16 protein-coding genes are annotated in these 12457 nt (G+C 59.9%); 9 read left to right on the plus strand and 7 right to left on the minus strand.

All coding sequences use genetic code 11. The annotated features are described in order from the left end of the window. The first annotated feature begins 80 nt into the window (after positions 1-80). Positions 81-761, plus strand: coding sequence for an HAD family hydrolase (locus tag ACSSVH_RS08550; protein ID WP_492634354.1), 681 nt, complete (start codon positions 81-83; stop codon positions 759-761). On the opposite strand, the gene ACSSVH_RS08555 is transcribed toward ACSSVH_RS08550, so the two are convergent. The 3 genes from ACSSVH_RS08555 to csrA form a co-directional block, all read right to left on the minus strand. Beyond that, positions 748-999, minus strand: a complete 252-nt coding sequence (locus ACSSVH_RS08555) for a hypothetical protein (protein WP_169953490.1) — start codon at positions 997-999, stop codon at positions 748-750. The genes ACSSVH_RS08550 and ACSSVH_RS08555 overlap by 14 nt on opposite strands. 90 nt (positions 1000-1089) lie before the next feature. Then, positions 1090-1356: a hypothetical protein gene (locus tag ACSSVH_RS08560; RefSeq protein ID WP_432755308.1), complete on the minus strand. Its 267-nt coding sequence runs from the start codon at positions 1354-1356 to the stop codon at positions 1090-1092. Between the two features lie 209 nt (positions 1357-1565). Then, on the minus strand, positions 1566-1760 hold the full coding sequence (gene csrA, locus ACSSVH_RS08565) for a carbon storage regulator CsrA (RefSeq protein WP_007920550.1): 195 nt from the start codon (positions 1758-1760) through the stop codon (positions 1566-1568). 247 nt (positions 1761-2007) lie between these two features. Here csrA and ACSSVH_RS08570 point away from each other — a divergent pair, with 247 nt between their 5' ends. Further along, positions 2008-2382, plus strand: a complete 375-nt coding sequence (locus ACSSVH_RS08570; RefSeq protein ID WP_346266867.1) for an SPOR domain-containing protein — start codon at positions 2008-2010, stop codon at positions 2380-2382. Positions 2383-2419: 37 nt separating this feature from the next. Here ACSSVH_RS08570 and ACSSVH_RS08575 read toward each other — a convergent pair whose 3' ends face one another. The 3 genes from ACSSVH_RS08575 to ACSSVH_RS08585 all read right to left on the minus strand — a co-directional run bounded on the left by ACSSVH_RS08575 (position 2420) and on the right by ACSSVH_RS08585 (position 4648). Continuing rightward, complete coding sequence (locus tag ACSSVH_RS08575) at positions 2420-3109, minus strand: endonuclease (RefSeq protein ID WP_432755309.1); 690 nt, start codon at positions 3107-3109, stop codon at positions 2420-2422. 4 nt (positions 3110-3113) lie between these two features. Then, the gene (locus ACSSVH_RS08580; protein WP_057438624.1) at positions 3114-3365 is read right to left on the minus strand and encodes a DUF1654 domain-containing protein; all 252 of its coding nucleotides are present in this window, start codon (positions 3363-3365) and stop codon (positions 3114-3116) included. Positions 3366-3559: 194 nt separating this feature from the next. Next, on the minus strand, positions 3560-4648 hold the full coding sequence (locus tag ACSSVH_RS08585; RefSeq protein WP_057438625.1) for an asparaginase: 1089 nt from the start codon (positions 4646-4648) through the stop codon (positions 3560-3562). A gap of 516 nt (positions 4649-5164) precedes the next feature. On the opposite strand from ACSSVH_RS08585, the gene ACSSVH_RS08590 reads away from it, so the two are divergent. Genes ACSSVH_RS08590 through ACSSVH_RS08620 form a run of 7 tightly spaced genes read left to right on the plus strand, consistent with a single transcriptional unit; the run spans position 5165 to position 12131 of the window. Then, positions 5165-6124, plus strand: coding sequence for a sugar ABC transporter substrate-binding protein (locus ACSSVH_RS08590; protein WP_492634355.1), 960 nt, complete (start codon positions 5165-5167; stop codon positions 6122-6124). Positions 6125-6182: 58 nt separating this feature from the next. After that, positions 6183-7736 (plus strand): sugar ABC transporter ATP-binding protein, encoded by a 1554-nt coding sequence (locus tag ACSSVH_RS08595; protein ID WP_169953498.1) that lies wholly within the window; start codon positions 6183-6185, stop codon positions 7734-7736. Next, positions 7733-8710 carry an ABC transporter permease gene (locus ACSSVH_RS08600; protein WP_169953500.1) on the plus strand — a complete coding sequence of 326 codons (978 nt, stop codon included), beginning with the start codon at positions 7733-7735 and terminating at the stop codon, positions 8708-8710. The genes ACSSVH_RS08595 and ACSSVH_RS08600 overlap by 4 nt, the downstream gene beginning before the upstream one ends. Positions 8711-8713: 3 nt before the next feature. After that, positions 8714-9736, plus strand: coding sequence for a LacI family DNA-binding transcriptional regulator (locus tag ACSSVH_RS08605; RefSeq protein ID WP_492634356.1), 1023 nt, complete (start codon positions 8714-8716; stop codon positions 9734-9736). A 22-nt stretch (positions 9737-9758) separates the two neighbouring features. Beyond that, positions 9759-10676: a ribokinase gene (gene rbsK / locus ACSSVH_RS08610; RefSeq protein WP_169953504.1), complete on the plus strand. Its 918-nt coding sequence runs from the start codon at positions 9759-9761 to the stop codon at positions 10674-10676. After that, a complete protein-coding gene (rbsD, locus tag ACSSVH_RS08615) occupies positions 10673-11074 on the plus strand; it encodes a D-ribose pyranase (RefSeq protein WP_492634357.1) in 402 nt (133 codons plus the stop codon). Before rbsK ends, rbsD begins: the two co-directional genes overlap by 4 nt. 28 nt (positions 11075-11102) lie before the next feature. Next, positions 11103-12131: a nucleoside hydrolase gene (locus tag ACSSVH_RS08620; protein WP_172314743.1), complete on the plus strand. Its 1029-nt coding sequence runs from the start codon at positions 11103-11105 to the stop codon at positions 12129-12131. A 19-nt stretch (positions 12132-12150) separates the two neighbouring features. Here ACSSVH_RS08620 and ACSSVH_RS08625 read toward each other — a convergent pair whose 3' ends face one another. Further along, positions 12151-12363 (minus strand): hypothetical protein, encoded by a 213-nt coding sequence (locus ACSSVH_RS08625; RefSeq protein WP_169953509.1) that lies wholly within the window; start codon positions 12361-12363, stop codon positions 12151-12153. Positions 12364-12457 lie beyond the last annotated feature (94 nt).

Raw genomic sequence — 12457 nt, forward strand, 5'->3', positions numbered from 1 at the left:
GCCGTTTACAACGCCTGGGCTGATCCGTAGATTGCATCACGGCCCAACCACGGGCGACGAGCGCACGAGGAAACCCAGCAGTGTCCGCCAAACATCCGGCCGTATTTGATCGCCAGTACCGTGCATTTCTGTTTGATATGGATGGCACGCTCCTTAACTCCATCGCCGCCGCAGAGCGGGTCTGGGCTGCCTGGGCGCTGCGCCATGGCCTGGACGTCGAGGCGTTCCTGACCACCATCCATGGCGTGCGGGCTATCGACACGATCAGCCGCCAGGCCTTGCCAGGGGTGGACGCGCAAGCGCAAGCGCGCGCTATTACCGAGGCAGAGATCGAGGACGTGGAGGGCGTGGTGGCAATCCCGGGTGCCGTGGCCTTTTTGCAGAGCTTGCCTGCGCACTGCTGGGCCGTGGTCACTTCTGCGCCCAAGGCCCTTGCGTTGAGCCGTATGCACGCCGCAGGCCTGGTCCCGCCGGCCGTCATGGTTACGGCTGAGGATGTGACCAATGGCAAGCCGGCCCCGACCTGTTATCTGCTCGGCGCGCAGCGTTTGGGAGTGCCGATAGGCGAGTGCCTGGTGTTCGAGGATGCAGCGGCGGGCATTCGTGCAGGCGAGGCGGCGGGCGCGGACGTGGTAGTGGTGACGTCCACCCATGGCGAGCCGATGCTGACGGAGCATGGGACTATTGCAAATTATGACGACGTGCGTGCCCAGTGCGATGCTGATGGCCGGCTGCGCCTGCTGCCGTCTACAACGGCTTGAATGCCATGCCGCGCCGGGTCAGCAGGATGTTTTGCGCGCCAATCCACTGGTGGCCCAGAGGGTCGACAATGTGCCCAAGGGTGAAGGTGCCCGTGATCAGTTTCAGCAGATAAAGCTCGCGCAGGCCTGCGAGGATTTCTTCGGGCTTGCCCCGCAGTTCGCTGGAGGATTTCGGGTTATCTACCGAGAGTTGTTCGATCAGGGACTGTAGGTGCTTGGCGTTATGTTCTATGTCCATATCGATAATGTTTTTTATGAAAGATATGGGTATGGGTGCTACCGACGTGGATAGTTCCTCATAGTTTGAATATAGGATCCAATCGGTGCTTCAAGAGGGGGTTTTCTGGCGATCACGCCCAAATGCGCGGCGGTTGAGTTTGCGCTGGATCGCAGCCTGGAGGGGCTTGAGGCAGAAGCAGAACAGATAGCCACCGAGAAACAGCGCCAGGTCAGGCCAAGAATCGGCATCCTGCGCGGGGGTACTGCCTTCCATGTAAAACCTGAGGCCGTATCCGATTGTCACGAAAGCCAGGGCAATCAGTAGGGCAATCATCCAGGATTTGTAGGCATAAGGCTCTTTGAGGGATCGCCTCATCAACGCGCTCCGAATGCACCGTAAGGTTTTGTTACGTTCCTGGAGAGATTTGTCTGCTAAATGTGCAGCAAGTTCCGTGGCTGAACCTGTGTGCTGACCACTGGTGGCGGGGCCTGGCGCAAGTTGCGCGGATCACGGGATTCCGTGGGCAGGCCAAGGGGCTTTCGCCAGCCGTTACAGGGGCGAGCGGGCTGGCTACTGGGGAGGCTTCAAGGTGTTTCGCGTTTGTCCGGTGCAGTCAGGCCTGCCTGGATGCGCTGGTAAATCTCTTCGCGATGCACGGCAACATCCTTGGGAGCATTGATGCCGATTCTTACTTGCTGGCCGCTAACGCCCAGAATGGTGATAGTAATGTCATCACCGATATTTATGCTTTCACCGACTTTGCGGGTGAGTATCAGCATGGACTTCTCCTTGATTGCTTTGAAGGACGCATGTTTCTAACAGGGCGGATGTCGGTTGTGTGTAGCTTACTGTGAAGCGCTTCCCTGTGGCTGCCTCTTTAGGACGCATGGAGGCGGCATTAATTCCCATGGCGCCATCATACAGGTCTGGGAAACATCCTTCGCAATGTTTAAGCCAACGTTTATGACGGCCAGAATAGACAGTGAATGATAAAGTTGCCTCTTTGATCCTTAAAGGGGCAGGGCAGTGCGTAAAGTAGCGATGGCAATTGTGGTATTGGCGTTGGCCGGATGCGGTGACGGGCCCAATCTCGACACCCCCCGAGACAAGGCTGAAGCCGCCAAGGCCCAGGCTCCTGCGGTTGCCGCTGTGCAGTGGGACATCCTGGTGCGCTCGCCCGACAACAAGCTGCAGGCGCTGAGTGACCTGACCGCCTGGTTGCTGGAAAACGGCTTCACGTTCTATCTGGCCAAGGAAGACGGCAAGGACCTGGTGCTGTTAGGGCCGTTCGCCAGCAAGGCCGAGGCCGAAGCAAAGCAGGCCCAATTGCAGGAAAGGCTGGTGAAAAAGAAGAAAACTGACGCCGAGTCGCTGGTGATCGAGCACAAGGCCCGCCCGTAATACGGTGGTTGGCGGGATCCGTGGATCCCGCTCGCGTTTATCCGCAGGCCTTGAGGTTCACCGGGCCGACGAACTCATTGCCACGCCCCATCACGCAGGCCACGGTCTGATTGCGCTGGCGCTCCCAGGGCTGAACGGGATAGGTACGGTTCCAGGCTTCATACAACTGGCGGTCCTGTTTCGACAGGCGCAGGCCGTATTGTTTGCTCATGTAAAAGTACGTCCGGGCAATCATGCCGCGGATGGATGGCCTGGGCATGACCTTCTTGGCCTTGAAGTCCACCTGGGTCAGGCATGAACCATATTGCCCACCCTGCACCGGCAACCAGCCAAAACTGAAGTTGTTGCGGTCACCATTGACCTCGCCGATGCTCGGCACCAGGTTGTGCAGGTCAGCTTCGGCGCGTTTGAAGACGCTATCGGTACGTGTGCAGTTCTTGCGACCACCGTCCTGCCAGCACTGGCGTTGATGGCCGATCTGCCACGCCGGGACAATGTGCTCCCACTCGATGCGCGCCGCGCGGTTGGCGTTTTTACGGGGAATGTAGCCGCAGGCTTTCAGGTCTACCCGGTTACCCGTGTATTTGCAGCCGCAATAAAACTCCGTGGATTGCGGGGCGTAGAGTTTCCAGGCGATTTTCTTGGCTTCACTGAAGGTGCGTGGGGCTTGGGCGTGGGCGGTGGTGGCAAAAAACACACAGAGCAGGGCGATAAAACGGACACTCATTGACTCAATCTTCCTTCGGTACGACCCAGAAAATCTGCACGCCGCCATCATCGCGATAGGCGAGGGTGACGTTGTCGTTTTCTGCGATTTCCTCCAGTAGTCGTGCCCATTCGTCCTCGGGTTCCTCGGGCAGGCGAAAAATCAGCGCGGCCTTGTTTTTTTGCGCGTTGGTGGAATTGATGATTTTTTGCACGCGGATCGCCAGGCGTTGATAGGCGTCGGGAGGTGTCGGTGCTGCGGAGGAGGGCTTGGCCACGGAGGAGTCCTTAATTAGCTGTACGAACATACAGTATTTAACTGTGAGGAAATTCGCAACTGCTTAAAATTCAAGAAGTCCGTGTGACAACGGTTTACGCGGATTGGTGTACAGCGAGGATTTTTTGTAGGAGCCGGCTTGCCGGCGATGGCATCCCTGGGACCACCATCGCCGGCAAGGGTTATATCAGTGACTCAGTATTCCCAGAACATGCGTTGCAGTTCTTTGCTGTCCTGGGTCTTGGTCAGGGCGACCATGGCCAGGATGCGGGCTTTTTGCGGGTTCAGGTCATGAGCCACGACCCAGTCGTATTTGTCGTCAGGCTGTTCGGCGTTGCGCAGAACGAAACCGCCGGCATTGACGTGGGAAGAGCGAATGATTTGCACGCCTTCCTTACGCAGTTCCTGCAGGGCAGGTACTACCTTGGCCGGTACCGAGCCATTGCCGGTGCCGGCATGGATGATGGCTTTGGCGCCAGCCTGGGCCAGGGCTTTGTAGGCGGTGTCGCTGACGTTGCCATAGCCGTAGGCAATTTCAACATCCGGCAGGCTCTTGATGTTCTTGATATCGAACTCAGAGTTCATGGTGTGACGCTTGGCCGGCTGGCGGAACCAGTAGGACTTGCCTTCTACAACCATGCCCAGTGGGCCCCAGGCGCTTTTGAAGGCTTCGGTCTTGATGTTGATCATTTTGCTGACGTCGCGACCCGACTGGATCTCGTCGTTCATGGTCACCAGTACGCCTTTGCCGCGTGCGTCTTTGCTACCGGCTACAGCCACGGCGTTGTACAGGTTGAGCATGCCATCGGCAGACATGGCAGTGCCTGGACGCATGGAGCCCACGACTACGATTGGCTTGTCGGTTTTTTCCACCAGGTTGAGGAAGTAGGCGGTTTCTTCAAGGGTGTCGGTGCCGTGGGTGATCACGATACCGTCCACGTCCTTGCTGTCGGCAAGTTCGGCGACACGACGACCCAGTTGCAGCAGGTTTTCGTTGGTGATGCTTTCGGAAGCAATCTGCATCACCTGCTCACCACGCACGTTGGCGATCTGGCTGAGCTCGGGAATGCCGGCGATCAGTTGTTCGATACCGACTTTGGCGGCCTGGTAGGTGGCGCTGTTGGCAGCGCTGGCGCCGGCGCCGGCGATGGTGCCGCCAGTGGCCAGCACGACCACGTTGGACAGCTTGGTCTTGGATTCAACTTCCTTGGCCTGGGCGGCAACCGGGAAGAGCAGCAGCAGGGCTAAGGCGCCCGGAACAAAGTTCTTGAGTGCAGATTTCATTATTTTTCTCTCTAGTTTTGATGAGTGCGTGTGCAGGTTCATCCAGAACACCCAGGGCTGCGCTGAGCGCCACAAGGTGCTGTTTAAGAGCAGGATTTGTACCAGGCGGATTTTGTTCTAAGTTTGATTTTAACTTATTGATTTAAATCATTTTTTTACATTTAGAAAATTTGCTGGCTTTAACTCGTGTCCGAATTTCCGAACGCTGGCGGCTTCGGCGTTCGGTTGTCCGAAAATCACCCTGGAAAAATCAGCGTCACCCTCCTGAAGTGTTCCTGCGCAACTGTCGTTTTGGAGAACGATTACCCAACCCGAATGTTTAGCCCGCACGCGGTCAAGTTGTAAGGCAGGCGCTAGAGCCTGCGCAGGAAAAGCACATTTCTCTCGTTGACAAAATTCAGCAGTCTTCGCATAGTTTGTTTAGCGCAAACGTTTGCGAGCTGTTTCACGAGCACTCCATGAGTGAGGTGAAGGTGCAGGCGTTGCTCACAATAATCATAAGATCGGAGTGAACCCATGAAGCTGCCATTCGCTGGACGTTTACTGGCTGCCGCTGTGCTGGCTGCCGCATCCGCTACCCTGCCTCTCTCCTCTGCATTCGCTGATGACACCGCCGTCAAACCCAAGGTCGGCCTGGTGATGAAGTCTTTGGCCAACGAGTTTTTCGTCACCATGCAAGACGGTGCCAAGGACTATCAGAAAGCCCACGCCGCTGATTTCGACATGATCACCAACGGCATCAAGAACGAAACCGATACCTCGGCGCAGATCGATATCGTCAACCAAATGATTCTCGCCAAAGTCAACGCCATCGTCATCGCGCCCGCCGACTCCAAGGCGTTGGTCAACGTGCTGAAGAAAGCCTCCGACGGCGGGATCAAGGTGGTCAACATCGATAACCGCCTCGACCCTGAAGTGCTGAGAAGCAAAAACCTCGACGTTCCCTTTGTCGGTCCGGATAACCGCAAGGGTTCGCGCCTGGTCGGCGAGTACCTGGCCAAGCAACTGGCGAGCGGTGACAAGGTTGGGATCATCGAAGGTGTGCCGACCACCACCAACGCCCAGCAACGCACCGCCGGGTTCAAGGATGCGATGGATGCGGCCGGCATGAAGATTGTCTCCGTGCAGTCCGGTAACTGGGAAATTGACCAGGGCAACAAGGTCGCGGCGGCCATGTTGAGCGAATACCCGGACCTCAAGGCACTGCTGGCCGGTAACGACAATATGGCTTTGGGCGCCGTTTCTGCGGTGCGCGCGGCGGGCAAGGCGGGCAAGGTGCAGGTGGTTGGCTACGACAACATTGCCGCGATCAAGCCGATGCTCAACGACGGTCGCGTCCTGGCTACCGCCGACCAGGCGGCTGCACAACAAGCAGTGTTTGGTATCCAGAATGCGCTGAAGCTGGTCAAGGGTGAAAAAGTCGAGTCCGTGGACGGTGTGATCGAAACACCGGTTGAACTCGTCCTCAAGCAATAATCCCTGGCGGCGCACTACAGCGCCCGCTCAGGTCGAGCGGGCGCCTGGAGATTTTCCTATGTCATCTTCCGCACCGGCCACTGTCCTCTCGGTCAGCGGTATCGGTAAGACCTATGCCCAGCCCGTCCTGTCCGACATCACCCTGACGCTCAATCGCGGCGAGGTGCTGGCACTGACCGGCGAGAATGGCGCGGGCAAAAGCACCCTGTCGAAGATCATCGGTGGCCTGGTCACGCCAACCACTGGGCAGATGCAGTTCAACGGCCAGGACTATGCCCCGGCCAGCCGCACCCAGGCAGAAAAGCAGGGGGTCCGCATGGTGATGCAGGAGCTCAACCTGCTGCCGACCCTGACCGTGGCCGAAAACCTGTTCCTCGACAACCTGCCCAGCCGTGGTGGCTGGATCAGCCGCAAGCAACTGCGCAAGGCCGCGATCGAGGCCATGGCGCAAGTGGGCCTGGATGCCATCGATCCAGACACCCTGGTCGGCAGCCTGGGCATCGGCCATCAACAGATGGTCGAGATCGCCCGTAACCTGATCGGCGACTGTCATGTGCTGATCCTCGACGAGCCGACCGCGATGCTCACCGCCCGTGAAGTCGAGATGCTGTTTGAACAAATCACCCGCCTGCAGGCCCGGGGTGTGGCAATTATCTATATTTCCCATCGGCTGGAAGAACTGGCGCGGGTAGCCCAGCGCATTGCGGTGCTGCGTGACGGCCAGTTGGTATGTGTCGAGCCGATGGCCAATTACAACAGCGAGCAACTGGTCACGTTGATGGTCGGTCGCGAACTGGGCGAGCACATCGACCTCGGCCCGCGCACCATCGGCGCGCCGGCCTTGACGGTGACGGGCCTGACCCGTTCGGACAAGGTTCGTGATGTGTCCTTTGAAGTGCGGGCCGGTGAAATCTACGGCATCTCTGGGTTGATCGGCGCCGGCCGTACTGAGTTGCTGCGCCTGATCTTTGGTGCCGACCTGGCCGACAGTGGCACGGTCGCCCTTGGCTCGCCGGCGCGGGTGGTGAGCATTCGCTCGCCGGTGGACGCGGTGGGGCATGGCATTGCGCTGATCACCGAGGATCGCAAGGGCGAGGGCCTGTTGCTCAGCCAGTCCATCAGCGCCAACACGGCCCTGGGCAATATGGCCAAAGTGTCCAGCGCCGGCCTGGTCAATGGCCGCGATGAAGCGGCCCTGGCCAAGCGCCAGATCGACGCGATGCGTATCCGCAGTTCCAGCCCGGCGCAATTGGTGTCCGAGTTGTCGGGCGGCAATCAGCAAAAGGTGGTGATTGGCCGCTGGCTGGAGCGCGATTGTGCGGTGATGCTGTTTGATGAACCGACCCGTGGCATCGACGTGGGCGCCAAGTTCGATATCTATGCGCTGCTTGGTGACTTGACCCGCCAGGGCAAGGCGCTGGTGGTGGTGTCCAGTGACCTGCGCGAGCTGATGCTGATCTGCGACCGCATCGGGGTGCTGTCTGCCGGGCGCCTGATCGAGACCTTTGAGCGGGACAGCTGGACCCAGGACGAATTGCTTGCCGCCGCATTTGCCGGCTATCAGAAACGTGATGCGCTGCTCAATGAAGCGGCGCCCAGGACAACCCCATGAAAACAGCTACTCCAACCGCAAAAGCCGGCGGTAATTTCTACGGCCTGGGCACTTACCTGGGCCTGGCCGGCGCCTTGCTGGCCATGATCGCGCTGTTCTCGGCTCTGAGCAGCCACTTTTGGTCCTATGACACGTTCAGCACCATCGCCAACCAGATTCCCGACCTGATGGTGCTGGCGGTGGGCATGACGTTCATCCTGATCATTGGCGGCATCGACCTGTCGGTGGGTTCGGTGCTGGCCCTGGCCGCGTCTGCGGTCAGCGTGGCGATCCTCGGCTGGGGCTGGAGCGTGGTCCCGGCAGCGCTGCTCGGCATGGGTTGCGCGGCACTGGCGGGGACCATCACCGGCTCGATCACCGTGGCCTGGCGGATTCCGTCGTTCATTGTGTCCCTGGGCGTGCTGGAAATGGCCCGTGGCGCGGCCTACCAGATGACCGGGTCGCGCACTGCCTATATCGGCGACTCTTTCGCCTGGCTGTCCAACCCGGTGGCCTTTGGTATCTCACCATCATTCATCATTGCGCTGCTGGTGATTATCGTCGCCCAGGCAGTGCTGACGCGTACCGTCTTTGGGCGCTACCTGATCGGCATCGGCACCAATGAAGAAGCGGTGCGTCTGGCGGGGATCAATCCAAAACCCTACAAGATCCTGGTGTTCAGCCTGATGGGGCTGTTGGCTGGGGTGGCAGCATTGTTCCAGATTTCCCGCCTGGAAGCGGCTGACCCGAATGCGGGCTCCGGCCTGGAGCTGCAGGTGATTGCCGCAGTGGTGATCGGCGGCACCAGCCTGATGGGCGGGCGTGGCTCGGTGATCAGCACGTTCTTCGGGGTGCTGATCATTTCGGTATTGGCGGCCGGCCTGGCGCAGATCGGCGCGACCGAACCGACCAAGCGCATCATTACCGGCGCCGTGATCGTGATTGCAGTGGTGCTCGACACCTACCGCAGTCAACGCGCCAGTCGGCGGGGCTGAGCCATGGCAACCATCAAGGATGTGGCGGCGCTGGCGGGCATTTCCTACACCACGGTATCCCATGTGGTGAACAGGACCCGTCCGGTCAGCGAGCCCGTGCGGCTCAAGGTCGAAGCTGCGATCAAGCAGCTGGACTATGTACCCAGTGCGGTCGCCCGCTCGCTGAAGGCCAAGACCACCGCGACCATCGGCTTGCTGGTGCCCAACAGCCTCAACCCGTATTTCGCTGAGCTGGCCAGGGGCATCGAGGACTACTGCGAGCGCAATGGCTACTGCGTGATCCTGTGCAATTCCGACGATAACGCCGAGAAGCAGCGCAATTATTTGCGGGTGCTGCTGGAGAAGCGTGTCGACGGCTTGATCGTCACCTCGGTCGGCGGTGATGACAGTGGCCTGGCCACGGGCCTCAAGGCGGTGCGCACGCCCATGGTCATTGTCGACCGGGGCCTGGAGGGCGTTGATGTGGATCTGGTGCGCATCGATCACGAGCAGGGCGCGTACCTGGCAACCCGGCATTTGCTGGAGCTGGGGCACCGGGATATCGCCTGTATCGGTGGGCCCGCGCACACGCGTGTCGCGCAGATGCGCCTGGCCGGTTACCAGCGTGCGTTGCAGGAGGCCGGGATTGTCGTGTCTGCCAGTCGCGTGCTGGAGAGCGATTTTACCAGTACCGGCGGCTATGCGGCGGCGGTGCAGTTGTTGGCGGACCAACCGCCCAGCGCGATATTCGCCGGCAACGACATGATCGGTTTCGGTGTGCTGCGCGCGGCCGCCGAGCGCAGCCTGCGGGTGCCTGCCGAGCTGTCGGTGATAGGTTTTGATGACATTCAAATGAGCCGCTATGTGTACCCCGCGTTGACCACCGTGGGCCAGTCGATCCTGCAATTGGGGGAAACGGCGGCGGAGTTGTTATTGCGACGGATTGCGACACCACAATTGCCGGCTGACCAGCGCATTGTCACGCCGAGCATTGTCTTGCGTGAGTCAACGGCGCCGTTGGCTGGCGTGTTTGCCTCAAACCGCTGAACGAATTGATGAGTATTGATGTATGCCAGCAACAGTAGTGGTAGTAGGCAGTTTGAACATGGACCTGGTGACCCGGGCCAGCAGGCTGCCTCGCGGCGGTGAAACCCTGGTGGGCCAGTCGTTTGCCACGGTGCCGGGCGGCAAGGGCGCCAATCAGGCGGTCGCTGCGGCGCGTCTGGGGGCTGACGTTGCGATGATTGGCTGTGTGGGCAGTGATGCCTACGGCGCCCAACTGCGCGATGCGCTGGTGGTGGAGGGTATCGACTGCCAGGCGGTCAGTGAGGTGCAGGGCTCCAGTGGCGTCGCGCTGATTGTGGTCGATGATAGTAGCCAGAATGCGATTGTGATTGTCGCTGGTAGCAACGGCCAGCTGACACCCGCGTCGCTGCTGGCGTTCGACGCCGTGCTGCAAGCGGCGCAGGTGATTGTCTGCCAGCTCGAAGTGCCGATGGATACCGTGGGGTATGCCCTCAAGCGCGGTCGTGAACTGGGCAAGACGGTAATCCTCAACCCCGCGCCCGCCAGTGGCCCGTTACCGGCAGACTGGTACGCCGCGATCGATTACCTGATCCCCAACGAGAGTGAAGCGTCGGCCTTGAGCGGTGTGCCGGTGGACTCGCTGGAAACAGCCAAGGTCGCAGCTGCCCATTTGCTAAAAGCCGGGGCAGGCAAGGTCATTGTGACCCTTGGCTCGCAGGGCGCACTGTTCGCCGATGGCCAGGGCTTCGAGCATTTGCTGGCGCCCAAGGTGCAGGCCGTGGATACCACAGCGGCGGGCGACACCTTTGTCGGTGGTTTTGCCGCGGCACTGGCCAATGGTCAGGGTGAGGCCGAGGCCATTCGTTTCGGCCAGGTCGCGGCGGCCCTGTCGGTCACCCGTGCCGGAGCGCAACCCTCCATTCCTACACTGCATGACGTTCAAGGCGTTGCTCGCCCATGAAAAAGACTCCATTGCTCAACATTGCCCTGTCGCGGCTGATCGCCTCTCTTGGCCACGGCGACATCCTGGTGATCGGTGATGCCGGTCTGCCAGTGCCGCCGGGCGTGGAACTGATCGATCTGGCGCTGACCCAGGGCATTCCCGATTTCATCAGCACCCTGCGCGTGGTGCTCAGCGAGATGCAGGTTGAAAGCCACGTATTGGCCGAGGAAATCCTGCTCAAGCAGCCGCCGGCGCTGGCGGATCTCAACGCGCTCGACCAGGGTGGCCTGGGTGAGCGTCGCCTGTTCAGTCATGAACAATTCAAGTTGCTCAGCCACAAGGCGCGCGCGGTGGTGCGTACAGGCGAGTGCCAGCCCTACTGTAATATCGCGCTGGTGTCTGGCGTGACTTTCTAACATTTCCCACAATGACAAGGAGTGCGTCATGCAACGTAGAACCCCAACCCTGCGACACCTGTTTCGGAGTGTGCTGCTTTTGTCCGTGCTAACTGCTGCAAGCGCCCAGGCGGCGGAAAAAATCGACCTGATCATTGATACCGATCCGGGTGCAGACGATGTGGTCGCGCTGCTGTTTGCGATGGCGTCGCCACAGGAACTGAATATCCGGGCATTGACCACCGTGGCCGGCAACGTGCGCCTGGACAAGACCTCGCGCAATGCCCGGTTGGCCCGTGAGTGGGCGGGCCGTGAAGAGATTCCGGTGTATGCCGGCGCGCCGCAGCCGCTGCTGCGCACGCCGATCTATGCCGAGAATATCCATGGCAAGGAAGGCATTTCCGGGGTTACCGTACATGAGCCGAAAAAAGGCCTGGCCGAAGGCAATGCGGTGGACTACCTGATCAAGACCCTGAGCACCGCCAAGCCCCATAGCATCACCATTGCCATGCTCGGCCCGCAGACCAACCTGGCGCTGGCACTGACCCAGGCGCCGCAAATCACCCAGGGCATCAAGGAGGTGGTGGTCATGGGCGGCGCGCATTTTAATGGCGGCAACATTACCCCGGTGGCCGAGTTCAACCTGTTTGCCGATCCGGCGGCTGCTGAAATTGTCCTCAAAAGTGGCGTCAAGCTGACCTACCTGCCGCTGGACGTGACCCACAAGATACTCACCAGCGACGCGCGCCTGAAGAAGATCGCCGACCTGAACAACAACGCCAGCAAAGTGGTGGGCGATATTCTCAATGAATACGTCAAAGGCGATATGGAGCACTACGGTATGAGCGGCGGCCCGGTGCATGATGCCACCGTGATCGGCTACCTGCTCAAGCCTGAGCTGTTCACCGGGCGCCAGGCCAATATGGTGGTCGATAGCCGCGAAGGCCCGACGTTCGGCCAGACCATCGTCGATTGGTACGATGGCCTCAAGCACGACAAGAACGTGTTCTGGGTGGAAAGCGGCGATGCCCAGGGCTTCTTCGACCTGCTCACCGAACGCCTGGCGCGCCTGAAGTAAGCGGCCTGTTGGCGGGTTTCTATTCGCGCTGGGGGTCTTCGACGCCCATATGGTCGGCCGGGTATTTTTCGAATATCTGGCCGATAAAGGCTTGTGCGGCCTGGGTGCCCAGTTCCTTGACCAGCAGGTCTATGCCGATGATTGCCAATTCTTCCGGGCTGCCTGGGCTGTAGGAGCTTTGCCCTTGGGGCCACTTGGCTTTGATATCGGCATTGATGGTAACGATGGTCATCGGGTTCTCGCGGTTCGCAAAGGCTGGAATGGCCTGCAGAGTTAACCATCTTGCGCCGCGTTTGGCACTGCTACTTAGGCATGAGGGGAGGGCT

It is taken from the genome of Pseudomonas sp. HC1(2025) (genome assembly GCF_058742075.1).

What these genes read in the sequence shown, in the direction of transcription:
- ACSSVH_RS08555 (WP_169953490.1), bottom strand. Translation starts at nt 999, where the DNA reads ATGGACATAGAACATAACGCCAAGCACCTACAGTCCCTGATCGAACAA.
- ACSSVH_RS08560 (WP_432755308.1), bottom strand. Translation starts at nt 1,356, where the DNA reads ATGAGGCGATCCCTCAAAGAGCCTTATGCCTACAAATCCTGGATGATT.
- csrA (WP_007920550.1), bottom strand. Translation starts at nt 1,760, where the DNA reads ATGCTGATACTCACCCGCAAAGTCGGTGAAAGCATAAATATCGGTGAT.
- ACSSVH_RS08575 (WP_432755309.1), bottom strand. Translation starts at nt 3,109, where the DNA reads ATGAGTGTCCGTTTTATCGCCCTGCTCTGTGTGTTTTTTGCCACCACC.
- ACSSVH_RS08585 (WP_057438625.1), bottom strand. Translation starts at nt 4,648, where the DNA reads ATGAAATCTGCACTCAAGAACTTTGTTCCGGGCGCCTTAGCCCTGCTG.
- ACSSVH_RS08590 (WP_492634355.1), top strand. Translation starts at nt 5,165, where the DNA reads ATGAAGCTGCCATTCGCTGGACGTTTACTGGCTGCCGCTGTGCTGGCT.
- ACSSVH_RS08595 (WP_169953498.1), top strand. Translation starts at nt 6,183, where the DNA reads ATGTCATCTTCCGCACCGGCCACTGTCCTCTCGGTCAGCGGTATCGGT.
- ACSSVH_RS08600 (WP_169953500.1), top strand. Translation starts at nt 7,733, where the DNA reads ATGAAAACAGCTACTCCAACCGCAAAAGCCGGCGGTAATTTCTACGGC.
- ACSSVH_RS08605 (WP_492634356.1), top strand. Translation starts at nt 8,714, where the DNA reads ATGGCAACCATCAAGGATGTGGCGGCGCTGGCGGGCATTTCCTACACC.
- rbsK (WP_169953504.1), top strand. Translation starts at nt 9,759, where the DNA reads ATGCCAGCAACAGTAGTGGTAGTAGGCAGTTTGAACATGGACCTGGTG.
- rbsD (WP_492634357.1), top strand. Translation starts at nt 10,673, where the DNA reads ATGAAAAAGACTCCATTGCTCAACATTGCCCTGTCGCGGCTGATCGCC.
- ACSSVH_RS08620 (WP_172314743.1), top strand. Translation starts at nt 11,103, where the DNA reads ATGCAACGTAGAACCCCAACCCTGCGACACCTGTTTCGGAGTGTGCTG.
- ACSSVH_RS08625 (WP_169953509.1), bottom strand. Translation starts at nt 12,363, where the DNA reads ATGACCATCGTTACCATCAATGCCGATATCAAAGCCAAGTGGCCCCAA.